Raw genomic sequence first — 20,740 nt, 5'->3', positions numbered from 1 at the left:
TCATTTTTAGCTAAAACACCTTAAATTCTATTGATTCTAAAATTCTTAGAAAACTACACCTATAAATACAATATTTGAAACTATTTAAAGGCAATTGAAATCAAAAATATTGAAGTATCACTCTCTGGAAAAATTAGACCAATTGGAATCGAATATCAGCCTAAAAGACTATAACCGTAGAATCCAACAACCCCCACTCCCTTTTCCTTACGAGATTAATTCCTGCAATTAATATAAGGTCTGGAAAATTTTATTACATTTGAATTGTATCACAGTATATCATAGTTGTATATTAATTCAGATCTTCCAACCATGACTTTTCAATTAAACAAAGTAAAACCCTTAGTCCTTGCATGCTTACTTTCATGGGCTTTATGCGCACAAGACCGGCAAGTCTATAAACTTGCAGGGCAAGAAGTCCACCTAGAGGGCGACCTTGGTTCCTTCGTATCAAATGTATCTATTGAGCAAATTAGTAAGGGATTGGAAGTTATTACAATTAATTTGACCCAAGATCAAGCTGTTTCACCACCAACGTTTTCTCTAAAATGGAAAATGGCTTCCAGCAATGTGGCCGGGTTTTGGAGCAGTGGTGCATTCAATGATAAGACCATTGGTCCAGATTGGGGTCCTTCTTCCGTCAAATCCATGCTGGCCAAACAAGCTCCCGTTGTAACACTTTTTGGTCATGATGACACCAACCGACTAACCTATGCTGTATCCGAGGCTTTAAATACCGTGGTCTTAAGTGCTGGCATCAAGGAGGAAGATGGATTTGTCTATAATAAGATTAATTTCTTTTCAGAAAAACATAGACCCCTAAAAAATTATCAGGTTAAAATTCGGTTTGATGCAAGACAGCATCAATATTCAACCGCTCTTAGAGAAGTGGCTGATTGGTGGGCTTCCTTTAACTTTCTCAACCCTGTTTTTGTACCTGAAGTGGCCCGAACTCCGGTGTACTCAAGCTGGTACAGCTATCACCAAAATGTTAGCATGAAAGAGTTATTGGCGGAGTGTAGACTTGCCAAAAAAATGGGGTTTGAATCCATCATTGTGGATGACGGGTGGCAAACATTGGATAGTAATCGTGGGTACGCTTATACTGGAGATTGGAAACCTGAACGCATCCCTGAAATGAAGGAGTTTGTTAAAGCTGTTCATGACCTTGGAATGAAATTTATATTATGGTATGGGGTTCCCTTTGTAGGTGAAAAATCCGAAGCCTTTGATAAAATGAAGGGGAAATATCTGAGATATTGGAATGGCCAGGGCACCTATGTTTTGGACCCAAGATATCCTGAGGTACGTAAGTTTATCATAGACACTTACGTCAATGCCATACACGATTGGGATCTTGATGGGTTTAAGCTGGATTTTATTGGAAGATTTACAGCGGATGATAATACAGAGTTCACTCTGGAAAATGGAAGGGACTTTGCCTCTGTGAATGAGGCCACTGATGTTTTGATGACGAACTTGATAAAGTCCCTCCAAGAGGTAAAACCGGATATAATGATTGAATTCAGGCAGCCTTATGTAGGGCCAGCTATGCGCAAATATGGCAATATGTTTCGGGCAACTGATTGTCCCAATCTTTCATCAGTGAACAGAATTAGAACATCAGACCTAAGGCTTTTAAGTGGAACTACCGCCGTGCATTCAGATATGTTGATGTGGCATTATGATGAACCCGTTGAAGTCGCAGCGCTGCAAATGCTCAACGTGATGTATTCAGTACCGCAGATTTCTGTTAGACTAGAGGACATTCCCGAGGATCATTTTAAGATGATCAAGTTCTACACGAACTATTGGCTGCAAAACCGAGATGTTCTATTAGATGGTGATTTTCATCCGTCCAGTCCTTTGACCAATTATCCCATATTGGAAGGTACGAGCACTCAAAAAAAGATAATAACTGTGTTTAACGACAATCTTGTCAATTTCCAGACTGGACGCCATAAAGAATTGGATATCATCAATGCAAAAACGTCAACTCAAGTGGTTATGGTAGTTACCGGAAAAACAGAAAAATTCAAGTACGCAACCAAGGATTGTCTTGGGAACGAAACCGAAAAGTGGGTTGTTGAGCTTTCAGAAGGCACCCATACCTTTAAGGTTCCCAAATCTGGGTTAATATCTTTTACCAAAATCGACTAAACATAATTCCATGAGACCTTATAAACTATATCTCTCAGTGGTACTTGCAACCACATTCCAATATTCCTGCAATGTTAAAGAGAAAGTTGAAAAGGTGCCACAGAGTCCCAATATTTTATGGATCTTTCTTGAGGACACAGCACCTCTTTTAAGTTCCTATGGCACCACGCTAATCTCAACCCCAAATATTGACAGTTTGGCGAGCCAAGGAGTTCTATATAGAAACGTCTTCATGCCCGCACCAGTCTGTTCTGCCAGCCGTTCCAGTATAATAACCGGGATCATGTCCACAACCACAGGAACCCACAATCATCATAGCTCAAGAACCAAGGAATCTGGAATATACCTAGCCGATAGTTTGGAAACTATTCCTGAAATTTTCAAAAGGGAAGGTTATTTCACATTCAATAATGGGAAGGACGATTATAACTTTATATACAATAGGAAAGACCTGTATTCACAAGATTATAGAATGCATCCGCTATATGGTAAAAATGGAATTCATTTGAATCTAGCCAGCTTACAGCACAAACAGCCTTTCTTTGGACAGATTCAATTATATGGTGGAAAAGAAATTTTTTCCAAGAACTTCAAGGATAAGGTAGCTACGCCTGTGGATCGATCGGCCATTGAACTCCCTCCGTACCTACCCCAACATCCAGCCATAATTGAAGAATATGCAAATCACTTGGATGCCATTCAAATTACTGATCAAAAGGTTGGTAAGATCATAAAGGAGCTACGGGATAATGATTTGCTGGAAAATACTATTGTTTTCTTCTTTTCCGATCATGGAATGCGTATAACCCGGAACAAGCAATTTTTGTATGATGGAGGTCTACATGTACCTTTGATCATTGCCGACTTTACCAAAACTTCCGAAATGCTCCCTCAGGGTTCCAAAAACAATGACCTCATCAGTGGGCTTGATTTGGGTACCAGTGCTTTGGCCTTGGCAGATATTGATATCCCAAGTTATATGGAAGGGCAAAACATTTTTAGTAAATCCTTTAAACGGGAATATGTCATCTCTACACGGGATCGCTGCGATTTTACCATTGATAGAATACGTTCTGTACGTTCCAAGGAATTCAAGTATATACGCAACTTTAAAACGGACAGACCCTATACCCAACCCACATACATGGATTTTGATGGTGTGGAGTTTGTTAAGGTTATGCACCAACTGAACAAGGAAAATAAGCTGGATTCGCTACAAGAAATTTTTATGTCCGATGTACGTCCATCAGAAGAACTTTATGATTTGAAAAATGATCCTTTTGAGCTCAATAATTTAGCTTATGACCTCAAATATGTAGGGGTTCGAGATAAATATGCCCGCATTTTAGAAGACTGGATCTCTGAAACGGATGATAAAGGGCAATATCCAGAAGACGAAGAAAACTTAAAGCTGATGCTGGGCATTTGGGGAGAATATGCCAGTAATCCAGAATACGATACACTTAGGGAAAAGTATCCAACCCTTTCAGGTACCTTGGTTCACTTGAAGACGGCGTCCTCAGTAGTAATTGATTCCACTTTCTTGGAAGAACCTACTATGGAGCTTAAAGACTATTTGGAAAAGCCAGATGTTGACCCGGGTACCGAATAAGGCCTAAAATCAGGAATTCATTAGTTTATGAAAACCCATGTTGTCCAGCGGGTATAGATACCCCTATCAATTTGTAAACTTGGTTTTGTTCAAAACGTGTTGGCCCACATGTTTACCTTGAGACACACCCAATTCAATGGCAGGTTTGTAATGTATCCCCCCATAAAGTCTGCTAATAGCAGCTTCCTGCGCTGCATGTTCAAAAGAATTATAACTTCTAACAGGAAGTCCATAAGGGACTTCCGTGGCATCGTCAAAGGCATAATTATCTCCAAAAATGTTGGTCAAAACGGTGGCTGCAGCCGCAGATGCCACACTATGTCCCGATGTATGTTCCGGAAATGCTGGAGTTTGCAGGATAGGTTCCCAATCAGAATCGATATAATTATTGATATAAGTTTCTGGACGTGTGAGGCTGCTCCTATATTTTTGGTCCCAACAGCTGATGAAAGCGTCCGCAATCGCCACAGTTACTTGGGCCAAAGCTGCGGCAGAATCTTCCATGCTGGCCTTCTCCTCATCCAATACCTGAGCTGTAATATGCACCCAGTGTCCACCAGGAGAAATTTGCTGTTGAAAATACATCACATGTCCCTTGGTAGTGGAAATGTTTGGGTTACAGTCCCAAAACTTGGCAATCTCCAAGCGCTCGGAATCCAAGTTGTTTACCGTATGGTATACCTCGGTGGCTTCCTTGTAAAATTGTGAGGATTCAGCGATGTCAAATTCGGTGGGTAACCCTGGGTCAAATTGGGATGCAGAATCCAGCACAAAGGGTTTTATCGTGTTCCAATGTGGCTCAATGGCTTCCATATAATCCGGTGGGGTTGGCCTCCAACGTCCTGGATCATCATTTACACTGAATCTAGGCAGTGCAGTTCGCCTTAGGTAACCGTCATCCCCTGCTCTTTTAAGTACATCCTGTGCTATTTTTTTTCCCAAATCAACTGAATTATTGTAGATGGTTTCATCGATGCCAATTTTCCGCACATCCTGTAAAAGGTCCTTTTGAAGGGTATCAACCCGTTCCAGGTCATAAACCAGTTTCTTGGCCACTTCAGTAAAGGCCACCAACGAGGTTATGGGGTGATAATAGGCCTTGTCCACTTCAGGTTGGGTCAAAGTCGGTAAATGATTCAATTGACCACCTAACGAAGGACGATTATCTGGGTTTTCCAACCTTATACCTTCATAGGCGGCAATATTACTATATGCATAAATCCTACTGGCAACTGGTGGGGTAAAAATATCAGCCACGATAACATCGGTTAAATGTCTGTTGTATTCGGCAAGACTTCCTTCAAAATACGCATCCAAACCTTCCCGATTATGTTCAGGTTCGCAAGATGCAAGTAATAAGATTAATAAAGTAAATATGCTAATTGACTTTTTCATTCCTGTAGCTAGTTTCTGTTATTCCATTTACATTGGTAATCTGCACACTTTTGATGGCTTCGCCAACAAACAATATCCTTGAACTTTGGGACAGGTAGCCGGATCCCCAATAAAACTCCTTTCGATACCTTCTACCATCTTTCAGCTCTATCGCGGCATATACAGCTTGTGGCCCCACATCGATTACATAGGCGTTTTCATCAGGTCTGTTAGACTTAAATACCTTTAAGGGTCCATTATTGTTTGCTACCATAATCTGATTTTCCTTTTTTGCATTTTTCAGAATGGTTAACCCACTTGCATCAAAATTGTTCAAAAAACCACTTTGGCCCAATTCCAAAATTTCAAAACTTCCATCTCCATTGGATATCATTACCACGCCCAACAGCGCATCATAGCGTCCTGTTGCCACCTCCGTAGCATAGGAGTTGCCAGTTAGAAGTACATCTTCCAGCCCATCTTGGTCAAAATCTTCAACAATAATACCCTCAACGGGGGCCGTTTGAGCTAAAACGGGTAGTGCCCTTAAATTAAAAGTTCCGTCTCCTAAATTCTCAAGGTAACTACTTACAAACCGATGACTCTTTACTACATAAGCCTCTTCTAGCTCTTCTGGCAAAAAAGACTTTTCGAAGGTAGCACCTGCAAAGGATTTGTAGGTCTTAAATCTGGAACGCATTGCACTGATCTGATTTATCAATTCATCCCTTGAGTGTGCAATGTAGTTTTCTCCATCATTATAGTAGCACATAATTGGGTCTATATTGCCATCCTTATCATAATCATTTGCATATATGCAAAGTGGTTCTTCATCTGTTGCATGGTACTTATGGTTCAGCCCCAAATTGCCCAAAATGTAGTCCGTGTCCCCATCGTTGTCGAAATCCCCACCTGATATGCTGTTCCACCAGCCTTGGGTCTTATCCAGCCCTGTAGTTTCTGTTGCCCGAACCAGTTTACCTTCTTGATTATGAAAAAATTCCAAGGACATAAATTCTCCAACCACGATTAAATCTGTCCAACCATCATTGTCATAATCTGTCCATAAAGCAGCGGTTACCATGTGCAGATTTTCCCAACCTTCAATCTGATTGCCCATATCCCTGAACTTAGCACCATTTCCCTTTTCCGATACGTTTTCAAGTAGGTAACTTTTCGCTGGCATTGGGTACCTTCCTGGATCTACGCGTCCGCCTACAAACAGATCTAAATCCCCATCCTTATCAAAATCCGCAGCGTTTACTGTTGATCCACTTTCCGTGATCTTTGGAATCCCATCTGATTTATAGAAGCCTCCACTTCCGTCGTTAAGGTACAACCGGTCTTCATAAATGGAATCGTCCGTAAGCTGAACGCCGCCACTAACTACATACAGATCATTATGTCCATCCCCATTTGCATCAAAAATAAGACTGCCCATATCTTCATATTTCCTATCGGCTGACCAGTCTGAAAGCGTAAAAGCGGCATCCTTATTTTGAATCCAGAGTTGTCCAGACTGGCCTGCCGCGCCTCCCACGTAAAAATCCTCCAGACCATCGGAATTTATATCTGAAACCGATATTCCCGGTCCGTTTTTGGATTGCATGTGAGGAATAATGGGTTGCAGTTTAAAATCGACGACGTCATCTTCAATATGCAAAAATGGGATACCAAGGGAATCCGTATGATCAGCAAATAAGGGGGCTGTAGATATCATTTTGTTTTCAGTACCTTCAAAATTGGATTCAGCCTGGTTAATTTCAATAGTCTGATTCGCCAAAACGTTTTCAAGAATTTGATAGTCATTGTTGGGCCACCAAACTTCAATTTTTTGGATACATTCTTCAACTCCTAGGCCAAAATGCATTATGGGATCCACACTGGATTCATATCCTCTACTCAAAAAATACTGGTCATATTGGGTAGCAGTATTGGTTGTTATTTTCACTTTGGCCCCTATCCCATCAATATTCCCGGCTTTGCCCTTTAATTTCAGTTTTATAAAATTTCCGCTGGGTTGTTCTCCTCCCATGTTTTCATAAACAAATGCAGTCTGATTCATGTTATTGACCAATATATCCAGGTCACCGTCATTGTCCAAGTCAGCATACGCCGCCCCATTGGAGCAACTTGGTTTTTCAATGCCCCAAACTTCCGAAACATCCTCAAATCTTAAATCACCTCCATTCTTGTACGCATAGTTGACCAATTTGGCAGGCGGCAGCTCCTTAATAGAATTCAATTTTTGTTTAATCTTTGTCTCTGGATCTCCCAAGGGATTGTCATAAATGCCTTGATAGTGGATGTAGTCCAAATCACCTAAATCACGTAGAAACCCATTGGTCACGTAGAGGTCTTTATGGCCATCATTGTCATAGTCGGCTATCAAGGAACTCCAGCTCCAATCGGTACTGCTAACCCCGGCCATATTTCCAATTTCACTAAACTTACCTTCTCCCAAGTTTAGCTGAAGGGTGTTTCTACTGTATTGGTGTTGATACCCTGCACCAAGCATGAGTTGAAAGCGGTCATATCCTGTAGACGAAATAATGGTCTTTTGACGTTGGTTGTCTTCTGGGCGCATATCCAGTACCATAATATCTGGTTTACCATTATTGTCAATATCTGATATATCATTCCCCATTCCGGCATAGGAAGTGTGGTTAATATAGTCTGTAATTTCATCCTTAAAGGAACCATCACCTTGGTTGATGTATAAAATATCATTACCAATAAAATCGTTGGAAATGTAAATATCTGGCCAGGAATCATTGTTGATGTCGGATATGCCCACACCAAGACCGTAACCTTCAATCAAGATTCCCGCTTCCTCGGATACATCAGTGAACTTCCCATTGCCATCGTTACGATACAGGCGATCATTACTAACCGATTCTCCGTTAAGTTTTCTAGGTTTACTGGTGTTTACCATATGGGAATAAGCCGCTGGATTTACCAAGAGGTACATGTCCAAATCCTGGTCTTTATCATAATCAAAAAAAGCAGCCTGCATGGAATGCCGAATATCTGCCAAGCCAAAGTCCTTGGCCTTTTCTGTAAAGGTGATTTCTCCATCGCCATTGATAGGCCCGTTGTTGATGTATAACAAATTACCTTTTTGGGCTCCTTCACCTGCTCCAGAAACAGACACATAGATATCCAAAAGACCGTCTTGATTAATATCAACCATGGTTACGCCTGTCCCCCATCGATCATTTAGCAATCCAGCTGATTGGGTGATATCCTTAAATTTTAGGTTACCCTGGTTCAGATAAAGTCTGCCGGAAACCATATTTCCACTAAAATAAACATCGGTAAGACCATCATTGTTCACATCACCTACCGCGACCCCCGCCCCGGTGTAAATGTTCATGTATTGAAAAACGTTGATGGTATCATTTTCAATGATTTCGTTGTTGAAGTCAATTCCAGTTTGGGCAGCATCAAGAAGACGGAATTGACCATTTTTTTTGGTTTCGCAAGATTCCAAAAACAAAAGAAGAGTAAAAAAAACACCCAGATATCTCATGGTACCAATTGGATTTCAGATTCATTTCCATTTGAATTCAAAATACGAACAGATTCTGCATCTTTTGGAAGAATTAGGCTTCTGGATTTTTGCGAAAGATAACTGGAGCCATAGTGGAGTTCCACTTTTTGAATTTCACCACTTGGATATTGAATAATGGCCGCAACATCTTCAGGCTTTGCCCTATAAATTTGTAGATCCTTTCGTGACATAGTATAGGTTATATTATTTCCATTGTTTATAGACGCTACCACCACTTCGGTATCACCCAAGAAAAGATTGGTCAGGCTTTTGGCGTCCCCAGGAACAAAAAAACCGGTTTCCCGCACATCCTGTGGACTAAAATTTCCGGTGCCGTCACCGGCCAAAAACCAACCTATAGAGGCATCATACCTACCTCCAAAAACTTCCCCGTTGTAAAAATTGCCCACTGCTAGAATATCCAATTTATTGTCTTGGTTATAGTCGCCCACCAAGGTGCCGTACATAGGAGCAATCTGTGCAATACTGGGTAATGGGGTAAGCTTAAACTTGCCTCCCCCTAGGTTCTCCATATAGCTGCTGGCAAAAGTTTCACTCTTAAGCACCAAAGCGTTTGCTATTTCTTCTTTAGTAAAGGATTCAGAAAAGGTTGCGTTGGCATAATCTGAATAATTCCTGAAACGTCCACGCATGGCATTGATCTGATCAATAAGATCACTTCTTGAATGGGCTATTTGTCTTTCTCCGTCAACAAAATGGCATAGAACAGGATCAACCTGTCCATTTTTATCGTAATCACTGGCGTAAACGCATAGAGGTTCAGTGTCCGTAGCTTTGAAGCGACTATTCAAGCCCAAATTTCCCAGTACATAATCAGAATCGCCATCATTGTCAAAATCCCCAGAAGTAATACTGTTCCACCATCCCCCAGAATTTGTAAGGCCACTTTCTTCCGATATTTCTTCCAGAATGCCTTGGTTATTTTGAAAAATCTTAATGGGCATAAATTCACCTACCACTATTAAATCCGGCCATGAATCATTGTTGATATCCGTCCATAAGGCACTAGTGACCATCCCAAGTTCCTTGATAACAGTTTCAAATTGGGAATCCTCCTCAAACAAAATCTTACCTGGCACGCTTTTGTTGTTCAGAATAAAACTACTCGGAGCCAAGGGGTACTCTCCAGGACGAACCCTTCCGCCTATAAACAAATCCAAATCGCCATCTTTATCATAATCGGCAGCGGTAACCATTGAGGAACTACTCAAGTTATTAGGGAGAGCATTTACTCTAGAAAAGTTTCCCAAGCCATCATTTTCATACAATCTATCTTCGTAGTGTAGATGATGGGGCTTATTTGAAGACCCACCGCTGGACACGTATAAATCTTGATCACCATCCGCATCTGCATCAAAAAACAACATACCCATATCTTCTTGTGCTGCATCAGGAAATGGTACTGCTGAGAAGCTAAGGTCAGGTTGCTGGATTCGTAAACTGCCCGATTGGCCAGATGCTCCCCCTATGTAGATATCCTCAAGTCCATCCCCATTGACATCGGATACTGCCATCCCTGGACCATTTTTGGAATGCATATGTGGCAATAGTGGTTGGATTTTGTAATCCACGAACTCATTTTCAACATGGGTGAATTCCAATCCTATACTATCTACTTTTTTGAACCATGTTTTGTTAATGTGAGCCTTACGGATATTAACAGTTTCTGCTTCCTTTTGATGCAAAACAATACGTTGGTTCACATCAACGTTTTTTAGAACTTGCTGCAAGCCATTGGGCCAAGTAATTTTCACGCTATCCAACGTGGTCACCTTTCCCAATCCAAAATGAACGGTGTTTTCCATGGTTGAGAGATAGCCCCGAAACGGTGTGAAGAACTGCTTTTGCAATTGCCCTTGGTAAAAGACCTCAACTTGGCTGCCAATTCCTTCTAAGTTTGGCGACTCGCCTTTGAACCTAAAACTTATATAGTTATGATTGCCATCCTGCTGGGTAGTATTTTCGTATACCCCTGCGGGGTCATCAATGTTGTTGACTATCAAATCCAAATCTCCATCATTGTCCAAATCTGCATAGGCCGCCCCATTGGAATAGGTGGGTTTGGAGAAACCGGCTTCCTTGGTAATATCTTCGAATTGTAATCCGTTTCTATTACTGAACATAAAATTGTTCAATTTTATCCCCGGCAATTTGTTCAAGGCCTCCAACCGTTCCTTTTTATTAGCTTCTTCGGTCCCCATACTATTGATGGTATTTCCATATACCATAAAATCAAGGTTGGTGATGTCTTGCCTGTATCCGTTTGTTATAAAAAGGTCCTTGGTACCGTTTTGGTCATAATCGGCAAACAACGGACTCCAGCTCCATTCCGTTGCAGAAATCCCTGAAAATTGACCCACTTCACTAAAAGATCCGTTGCCATTGTTCAATTGCAAGGTGTTTCTTATATACTGATGCTGATATCCACCGGAAACCCTGGTATTGAAGGAATCGTAATTATTACCCGTCATGGTAAGTTTCCATCTTTGATTATCCGGAGGAAGCATGTCAAGAACAACCACATCCATCAAGCCATCATTATTGATATCCGCAATATCGTTCCCCATCCCATTGAAAGTAAGATGCTTCAGGTACTTGGCAATCTCGTTCTTGAATGTACCATTTCCTTGATTGATATAGAGAATGTCATCCGTCAAGAAGTCGTTGGACACATAAACATCTGGCCAGCCATCAGCGTTCATGTCGCAGATTTCAACCCCAAGACCAAAACCCTCAATCTGTATGTTGGCTTCTAGGGAAACATCGGTAAAGGTTTGATCACCATTATTACGGAAAAGTTTATCTGTGGAGGGTGCATTGCCCGATAACTCTTTGGGGCGTGGCGTATTTCTGTTGTAATCCACTAAAGCATTGTTCAGAAGATACATGTCCAAATCCCCATCCAAATCATAGTCAAAAAAATTGGCTTGCGTCGAGTAGCTTGGGTCCGCCAGACCCCATTGTTTGGCCTGTTCGGTAAAGGTCAATTTCCCGTTTTGTACTCCGTTGTTTATATACAGCAAATTGGACATTTCCTTAGGTGTGGATTTCCGGTCACCTCCTCGACACACATAGATATCGGGAAGCCCATCCTGATTAATATCGGTAACAGCAATACCATTGGACCAGCCGCTTATACCAACATTGGCAGACTCTGTTATATCTCCAAATTTCCATTCTCCCAAGTTTTTATACAATCTATCCCTAACCATGTTTCCGGTGAAGTAAATGTCCACCAGCCCGTCATTGTCAAAATCTGCGACAGCTACTCCGGCACCATTGTACATGTATTCAAAATCAAGAACATTGATCTCCCCTCCAATCTCTAACTGATTATTGAAAGTAATCCCTGTATTTTTTTCATTGTGTTCCAGGAACAATGTATTTCCTTGTTGATCGCAGCCTTCAAAACCGAAACCAATGAGTAGAGAAAACAGATATTTTATTGACCTTTTATACATTGACTTAATATGAAAACCTAAAAACCAAGAAAGGAATCCAATCAAAAAGACTGGATTCCCAAATTGGTATTCTTAAAATTCTGGTCGATTAATTAATAGCCAGCATTTTGAACCAATAATCCATCAGACCTATCAACCTCGGCCAATGGAAATGGAAATACTTCCAGTCTAGGGTCCCAATCCCCTCCAAAAATTGTGGGGCCTAAGTCCCATCTTACAATGTCGAACCATCGATGAGGCTCCATTGCCAATTCCACTCTTTTTTCTTGCATCATGGCAGCTAAAAGATCAGCTCCTGGAGCCAAATCGGCCAAACCGGCCCTATTCCTGATATCATTTATTTGCTGTTCCGCTTCCACAAGGTCGCCTCCTCCACGAATAAGTGCTTCGGCATATAGTAATTTAAGTTCAGCAAAACGATACCAACGTTCGTTGTTAAATGTTGATCCCAGATTGGGAGAGTAATTGGATGGATTTGCATTTTCCGGTCCATAGTACTTCCGTGGGGTAGCACCAGTCTCGGACCAGCCTGCATCAAAAGGGGCTTGAACCTGGGCTCCTCCATTAACAGCAAAATAATCCTCTCCTGTCAAGGTAACAGTAGCCGCCAATCTAACATCTCCTGGCTCAAAGGCATCAATCAAATCCTGCGTTGGCGAATACCACCCTTGTCCCCTTCGTCCAGGGGCACCCAAGCTAACACTGGCCTCCCAATAATAGGCTCTACCAGTTCCTTGACTTGCCTTGAAATTCTCCGAATGTGTGTCATCAAAAACCCAGATGTTGTCATCAGAAAATGGTCCGCCAAATTGAATCTCAAAAATGGACTCCGTATTGTTTTCGGCCAAAAATGAAAAATTGTCCTCAAAATTGGGCATTAAGGCATAAGGGCCATTGTTTACTACATTTCCTAGGTCGGTAATGGCTCCAGCCCAATCTTCTTGAAAAACCTTGACCTTACCCATTACAGATCTGGCCGCCCAAGCGGTAACCCTACCTGTGTTTCCACTATCCCAAGCATCGGGAAGTCCGTTGGATGCATCGGCCAAATCGCCCAAGATGGCAGTGTATAGGTCGGCTTGAGTAGCATTGGGAAGCGCCTGACTGTTGATGTCCGTAACAATTTCCATAGCCAACGGAGGAGTTCCGAACAATTTTAAAGCTTGGAAATGAAACCAAGCTCTTAAAAATTTGGCTTCCGCCCCTAAAACCGTTTTGTCATCATCGGTTAGTTCATTTTCTCCGTCCAAATTGGCCAAAACCAAGTTTGCTCTGTAGATACCTTCATAAATTTGGGTATAAATGGATGCATATGGTTTATCCGAAGATCTTACGATCAAAGCATCGGCATCACGTGCGGCCTGATCCACATTTGAAAACAGATTTGCCGACAAGTCATCGGTAATCATAGTGGTTATTTTCCAGAACTCACCTCTTTCAGACAAGGTCTCGGTACTGGTCCCCCAAAAGTCCTGAATTGATGAATATGAGGCAAAAATAGCACCATCAAAATCCGAACGGGTATTGTAAAATGTATCTGCAGTCAATCTATCCAAAGGCTGTAGATCCAATTGATCACTACAGGCTGCAAGACAGAGGACAGAAATACATATGATTAAAAATTTATTTTTTTTCATAACTACGGTATTACTTTTCATTAATTAGTTTAAGGTGATTGATAAACCTAATTGCACTATCCTTGGAAGTGGCGAAGCCCCTGCGTCTTGACCTGTCGCCAAAGTAAAGTCTCCTTTTTGAAAACTGTGAGCTCTACCAACCTCTGGATCGTATCCTGAGTAGTTGGTGAAAGTGGCCAAATTTTGGGCTCCTAGATAGATCCTAAAGTTGGAAACAAAGTCATTGGTCCACTTTTTCAATGTTTCATCGGACAAGCTATAGCCCACTTGAATATTCTGGATTCTTAGATAGCCAGAATCTTCCACCCATCTATCGGATATACGATTGTTCCCATTTGGATCATTGATGGCCAATCTTGGGTTGGAACTTGAGTTGGTTGAACCCTCTCCATTCCAGCGTCCTAGAACCTGTGTACTAAAGTTATTTGATCCTGTCATACCTTCCAATGAAATCCTAGATGAATTATAAATTTGTTTATCCCCTACACCTCTAAGGTTCACAGAGAAATCCCAACCTTTGTATTCAGCATTGAAATTCATTCCGTAGAAGAACCCGGGAAAAGGACTTCCCAGTATTGTCCTGTCATCTGCGTTGACTTGGCCATCTCCATTAACATCAACAAACCGAATATCTCCAGGTGATGGGGTTCCATTTGCATCCGGTATGGCAGCTGCCACCTCAGCATCATTTTGATATAGACCATCTGTTTTATATCCGAAGAAATGTCCTAAACTCTCTCCCACAATAGTCCTGTGTGTTTGAGCTCCACCTACACCGGTAATGATCTGGGTAACAGGCCCCAAATCGGTAACCTCGTTCTTCACTGTGGTTAAATTGGCTCCAAACCCGTATTTGAAATCTCCAATTTCATCGGCATAATTAAAAGAAAACTCAATACCGGAGTTTTTAATCTGCCCAACATTGGCATCCGCGGGTAAGAAAAACCCTGATACGAATGGAAGTGGAAGACCTAGAAGCACATCATTGGTCGTCTTGTTGTAATAATCCGCCGTAACATCAAGCTTCCCTCCTAAAAGTCTGGCATCCACACCAATATCCAATTGATCACTCGTCTCCCATTTTAAGGCTTGGTTTGCGAACGAGGTCGGCGCAGGAGCAACAACTGTTGACTGATCGTCACCAATAACATATCTTATGTTATTGTTAATAGCACTTAAGAACGCAAAATTAAGACCGGAAAACTGATTTCCAGATTGTCCCCATCCTGCCCTAATCTTGAGGTCGTCAACAAAGCTCCCTTTGTTAAAAAATTCCTCGTCGGAGATTCTCCAACCCAAGGATACAGATGGGAATATTTGATCTCTATTGCCTTCAGCAAACCTTGATGTTGCATCTCTACGCACATTAAAGGTGGCCAAATATCTTCCTTTGTAATTATAGGTCAAACGCCCAAGGATACCTTGAATGGTCCAAAGATCTGCTTCATTGGCAGACGCGACCGAGGTCCCTGAGGATGCGAAATTTTCATTGAACAGGTTTCGCCCTTGAAGTCTAACCTTATCAAATCTAAATTTGGTTTGTTCAAATCCGAAGAGCGCTCCTATATTGTGATCCCCAAAGGTTTTGTCGTATTGTAAAGTAGCGGAACTTGTTAAGGTAAGCTCTACTGGTCTGGAAGATACTAAAAGAGACTGTCTAGCTCCTCCCCCAAAATCGGCCGCTCTTTGTAAAAATTCACCGCGACCTACGTTGTAATCTATCCCTAAAGATGTTCTCGCTCTTAATCCATTTGCTATCTCCAATTCTGCGTAAAAGTTACCCAGTACTTTTCTGTTTCTGACATCAACAGAAGTTAACCTTCTATCATTGATGAACAGGAAATTGGTAGCAGATCCTCCTGGACCAACTGTAGAACCATTAACCAAATTGTATCCAAACTGCCCATCTCCAAAAGGTTGGAAATAAGGTGCGTTTCGGGCTGATCTATTTCCCGAAAACCTTGCGCCTTCATCTTGTATTATCCTATCAGTTTGACTGATCAGAAGGGATTCACCAATGGTAAAGCGCCCGGACTTGATTTCGGAGTTGGCTTTAAAGGAATATCGTTCAAATCCTTGAGAAAGCTCAATACCTTCTTGATCCAAATATCCTCCAGAAATAAAATAAGTAGCTTTTTCATTACCCCCACTTATGGACAGGTTATGATTTTGAACAAAACCATTCTTGAACACCAAGTCTTGCCAATCCACAAAAGGAGATCCGGCAAAAGCTGAAAAGTCTCGGCCCAGTTCATTTTGTATGGCGATATACTGATCTACATTAAGCACATCAATCTTGTCCCTTACACTAGCGGAAGACACATAACCATCATAAGTTACCCTAGCATCTCCGCTCCTACCTCGCTTGGTAGTTACAATGATAACACCATTTGCGGCCCGTGCACCATAGATTGCAGTAGATGCCGCATCCTTTAATACATCTATGGACTCAATATCATTGGAGTTCAATCCCGCCAAGGGATTGGAATCTGTTGTAGAGGATGTGTTTACAGTAATGTTTGTAGTTTGAACAATTGGAACCCCATCAATTACCCATAGCGGATCATTTACACCTGGAGTACCAACACCTCGAATCCTTACGGCGATGGGTGCTCCGGGATCACCACTTCTGTTTGTAATATTTACCCCAGAGATTGTCCCTGCCAATGCTTGGTCGGGGCTAGTCAAAGGTTTGGTAACAATTTCATTAGATCCGATAGACCCAACGGCTCCAGTTAAATCAGCTTTCCGCTGCGTACCGTAACCTACAACAACAACTTCTCTTAAGGCCTCCGCATCTTCTTGCAGAATGACATCAATTGTAGTTCTGCCATTGATTGCAATTTCTTGGGAAGCATAGCCAACATAGGAAAATTCCAATGTGTTTGAACCCTCTGGAACCGTAATTGTGTAATTACCGTCAAAATCGGCAACCGCACCTACCGCTGTCCCCTTGACCACGACACTGGCACCAGAAAGAGGTCCCTGTGCATCACTTATATTACCAGTTACGGTAGTTTGGGCAAAGACGGACTGCCCCACTAATAGCAAGAATGCTACCAGTTTTAAGCCGAAAGAGTTAAGTTGATGGCTCTTTTTCGAGTTTTGATCCATAATTCATTTGGTTTAAGTTATTTTAATAGTTAGCGATCCTGTATCTCTCGATTACATACAGATTAAAGTGGTTATCTATCCCATTCAGTGAAGAGATAAACGACCATGTTTCAGTATCATATATCAACTATGATATACTGTGATACTTTCCAAATGTAATATATTATTCTGAAATTAAAAACAGAAAGTGTTAAAAATTGACTTTTTATTAGGGTTTCAACAAAATTCTTATAAGATCAACAACAGTCACTTCAGCTATAATAGCAGTAATTATCCAACGTGACCTTAGTTATTGCGGGAAATAAATTGGGGTAAATATTATAAACATAATATTCGTACATTCACCCAAATTTCAATTCAAAATTACTATCACAGATAATTACTGTTCGTATATTGCCACCCTTCCAAGCCTTTTTTTATCACCTTTGTTCTCAAACCATTGTTGGAACAAATGCGATTGAAATACAGTATTTTGGAATTTTTGGGAATTGAAGAATAAACATATTTTAGTGCAACTGATAATTGGAGTCGAATCAGATGACCATAATTGATAAAATAAAAGCGTTTAAACAGAAAAGTAATTTAACCAAACACGAACATCTGGTTCTTGGCACCATTGAAGCTATAGATGACGGTATACTACGTAGGGACGATAAGATGCCGTCAATAAATTTGATGATAAAGGAATCCGGTTACTCAAGGAAGACCATTTATGATGCATACGAGGAACTGAAAAACCGTGGGCTGATCGAATCAAAAATGGGGAAGGGCTACTTCGTTTCCAGTGACCAAACAACCATTATCCGCAATGTGGCCCTCTTACTTTTCACCTTTCAACGCTTTCAACAAGAATTCTACAATGCCTTTAGGAAGGAATTAGGTGACAAGTTCAGAATCGATGTTTATTTCCATCATAATAATATGGATGTTTTCCAAAGTATCCTTGCCAATATCAAGTCCAGATACGGATATTATGTCATCGCTCCCATTCAGGATAAAACATTGGTTCCTATTCTTGAACAATTTGACCACAAACGGATGCTCATAGTGGACAGGTATCTACCTCTAGACCAAAAATATTCGTTCATCTCCCAAGAGTTTGAAGATTCCATTTACTCCAAGTTGATTGACTTGATTCCGTTTATCAAAAAATATAAGGCATTCATCATGTACTTTAAACCCAATTCAATCCTACCGGCTGAAATCTTGCATGCTTTCAAAAGATTTTCGGACAAATATGAGGTGAATGGAATTGTGGAAGAAGCATATCCTCTTGGAAGCGTTCAAAAGGAAAATCTTTACTTTTGTGTTGATGACAATACCCTTTGGGACCTCCTTAGGGACGCCTCCCAAAAGGAGTATGAAATAGGAAAAGATGTGGGGGTACTGTCATTGGATGACCATATTGTAAAAGAAATGATTCATGGAGGTATCACCACAATTTCCTCTGACTTTAAGGAGATGGGGAGAAAAGCCGCCAAACAAATTAAGTCCGGAACGGTTACCCGTGAATTTATGTCCTTGAGTCTTCTCCAGCGAAATTCACTTTGAAGGTTCCATAAAGGGCATAAACCTTAGATTGTCAACTATTTCCAAGCTCATTCGTTTTCAACTTTTTCAGCATTCCGTTTTGATATTCGAATTTTTGTGTTACTTTTGAAAAGTATCACAGTGTATCATAGTTAAGATGACATTGCAATTTTCAAGCAAAGAGTTAGGTGTCTTAAAAATTGATTGTCTCTTGCTAGCTAAGTTTAGTTGATTAGTTTTGAGTTAGTTAAGTTTAAGTTGAAGCCAGGCATCCTCTTGTCTGGCTTTGTTATAAACCTCTTAAGTCTGAATGAACCAAATTGCTGTTCAACTCCTATTACTGGGATACCTTTCTAAAAAACCATAAAGGTCTAGGGATATTGGATCACTTTAAGATCTACGCAATCCCTAGAGCGTATTAAATAATAAACCAAATAGACACAGATTATTGTATGGCAAACCTTACGATCAAAGGATGGAATTATATTGAACGTGTTGGTTCCGACATTTTACCGTATATGGGTATTGGCATTTTTTCCAAGGATATGGTGCTCAATCATTCCATAACTAATCAAATCGAACAAGTAGAAGATGGGTTATTTGTAATCTCTATCAAATTTTGCTCAGAAACGCCTACCAATTCAGCCCCCGTAAAGTTAGTTTGGAAAATACCCGCGATAAATTTGAAGGGAACTTGGTTAACAGACTATTCAAGTGACAGAAGGGTTGTTTCCGAATTTGATAACGAGAGAATGTTGACATCACGGGCGGCCTACCAAGCCCCCGTTGTTTGCCTCTTCGGTCATGACGATTCCAACGTTCACACTTTTGCCTGTTCCGATGCCATCAATACGCTTTCCCTTGGAACTGGATTGTATGAAGCTGAAGGATGGTCACAATGCAACGTTATATTGTTCAAAGAATCGGTGCCAGATTTTAATGAATATGAGATTAAACTCCATTTGGACTATAGAAACCTTCGCTATGAAGCAGCATTGAACACTGTATCCAATTGGTGGGCTTCCATGGATTCCTATAAACCAATGCATGTGCCAAATACGGCAAGAATGCCCATGTATTCTACCTGGTATTCCTATAATCAGGAAATGACAACGAATGGCCTTTTGGAGGAATGCAGAGCCGCAAAGAAACTCGGATACGAGACCATTATTGTAGATGATGGCTGGCAAACCAAAAGTTCGGAAGGACTCTATTCCTATACCGGGGATTGGCGCCCTGAGAGATTTCCAAACATGGAAGAATTCGTTAAGGACGTGCATGATTTGGACATGAAGGCAATGCTTTGGTACGCGGTTCCATTTTTTGGCCTAAAATCTAAAGCCTATAAAAGGTTTTATGGCAAATTCCTCTATATCTCAGATACCTACGAGACCGCCATTGTAGACCCAAGGTATCCTGATGTGAGGGATTATTTGATCAATCTTTATGTACAGGCATTAAGGGAGTGGAAGTTAGATGGTTTTAAACTGGATTTTATAGATTGGTTTATCCCCAATGAAAAGACAGCCCTGACCTTGGAAAATGGCAGGGACTATGCCTCAGTTGGCCCTGCTGTAGATAGACTTATGACAGATATCACTCGTGCTCTAACAGCCATCAATCCCGAGATTCTGATAGAATTTAGACAGCATTACATTGGTCCAACCTTAAGAAAATGTGGCAATATGTTCAGGGCCCACGACTGTGCCAACGATTCAGTTTCCAACAGAAGACGTATCATAGATTTAAGATTGTTAACAGGGAACACGGCAGTACACTCTGATATGTTCATGTGGAACTATGATGAACCAGTTGAATTGGCCGCCTTGCAATTTGCAAACATTCTCTTTTCCGTTCCGCAATTATCAGTAAGACAGAGCCAGATTCCAGAGTCACATAGAAAAATGGTTGCATTTTATTCAGAATATTGGATCAACAACAGGGAAGTGTTTTTGGATGGGAATTTAAAAGCCATAGGGCCCGCAGAGAACTTCCCGTTGATAAGGGCAAATAGCTCCAAAAAAGAAATCTTAAGCATTCACACCGACAGAATTATGGATCTGAATGGCGATTTTGAGGCTTATGATATCATCAATGCGAAAACATCCACATCAGTGGTAGTTAGTATTTTAAAAGGCATTGGTAGCTGCAGAATAAGTATATTGAACTGCCTTGGGGAAGTTGAGCGGGTCGAATCCAGGGTTTTACATAAAGGGCTTGTGCAATTTGAAGTACCGGTCTGTGGACTTTTAAACGTTTCCATAAATTAGAGTAATTG

The 20,740-nt window shown here is 41.0% G+C and carries 9 protein-coding genes; 4 read left to right on the top strand and 5 right to left on the bottom strand.

Translation table 11 applies throughout. From position 1 onward, the window contains the following. Positions 1-555: 555 nt before the first annotated feature. Together ACOOE0_RS07500 and ACOOE0_RS07495 are read left to right on the top strand one after the other, a co-directional pair. Positions 556-2,160 carry a glycoside hydrolase family 36 protein gene (locus ACOOE0_RS07500; protein WP_420401850.1) on the top strand — a complete coding sequence of 535 codons (1,605 nt, stop codon included), beginning with the start codon at positions 556-558 and terminating at the stop codon, positions 2,158-2,160. Positions 2,161-2,170: 10 nt separating this feature from the next. Then, positions 2,171-3,772, top strand: coding sequence for a sulfatase (locus ACOOE0_RS07495; protein WP_420401849.1), 1,602 nt, complete (start codon positions 2,171-2,173; stop codon positions 3,770-3,772). Between the two features lie 66 nt (positions 3,773-3,838). On the opposite strand, the gene ACOOE0_RS07490 is transcribed toward ACOOE0_RS07495, so the two are convergent. The 5 genes from ACOOE0_RS07490 to ACOOE0_RS07470 form a co-directional block, all read right to left on the bottom strand. Beyond that, positions 3,839-5,167 (bottom strand): vanadium-dependent haloperoxidase, encoded by a 1,329-nt coding sequence (locus tag ACOOE0_RS07490; RefSeq protein ID WP_420401848.1) that lies wholly within the window; start codon positions 5,165-5,167, stop codon positions 3,839-3,841. Further along, on the bottom strand, positions 5,151-8,678 hold the full coding sequence (locus ACOOE0_RS07485; protein ID WP_420401847.1) for an FG-GAP-like repeat-containing protein: 3,528 nt from the start codon (positions 8,676-8,678) through the stop codon (positions 5,151-5,153). Before ACOOE0_RS07485 ends, ACOOE0_RS07490 begins: the two co-directional genes overlap by 17 nt. After that, positions 8,675-12,181, bottom strand: a complete 3,507-nt coding sequence (locus ACOOE0_RS07480; protein WP_420401846.1) for a VCBS repeat-containing protein — start codon at positions 12,179-12,181, stop codon at positions 8,675-8,677. Before ACOOE0_RS07480 ends, ACOOE0_RS07485 begins: the two co-directional genes overlap by 4 nt. Positions 12,182-12,273: 92 nt before the next feature. Continuing rightward, positions 12,274-13,818: a RagB/SusD family nutrient uptake outer membrane protein gene (locus ACOOE0_RS07475; RefSeq protein ID WP_420401845.1), complete on the bottom strand. Its 1,545-nt coding sequence runs from the start codon at positions 13,816-13,818 to the stop codon at positions 12,274-12,276. A gap of 24 nt (positions 13,819-13,842) precedes the next feature. Further along, positions 13,843-16,932 (bottom strand): SusC/RagA family TonB-linked outer membrane protein, encoded by a 3,090-nt coding sequence (locus ACOOE0_RS07470; protein ID WP_420401844.1) that lies wholly within the window; start codon positions 16,930-16,932, stop codon positions 13,843-13,845. 537 nt (positions 16,933-17,469) lie between these two features. On the opposite strand from ACOOE0_RS07470, the gene ACOOE0_RS07465 reads away from it, so the two are divergent. Beyond that, positions 17,470-18,483 carry a substrate-binding domain-containing protein gene (locus ACOOE0_RS07465; protein ID WP_420401843.1) on the top strand — a complete coding sequence of 338 codons (1,014 nt, stop codon included), beginning with the start codon at positions 17,470-17,472 and terminating at the stop codon, positions 18,481-18,483. A gap of 431 nt (positions 18,484-18,914) precedes the next feature. Then, a complete protein-coding gene (locus ACOOE0_RS07460; RefSeq protein WP_420401842.1) occupies positions 18,915-20,732 on the top strand; it encodes a glycoside hydrolase family 36 protein in 1,818 nt (605 codons plus the stop codon). Positions 20,733-20,740: the final 8 nt, after the last annotated feature.

It is taken from the genome of Flagellimonas sp. (assembly GCF_965215805.1).
GTDB lineage: Bacteria > Bacteroidota > Bacteroidia > Flavobacteriales > Flavobacteriaceae > Flagellimonas.
The sequence above is the reverse complement of the archived record's forward strand: the minus strand, read 5'-3'. Positions and strand labels throughout refer to the sequence as shown.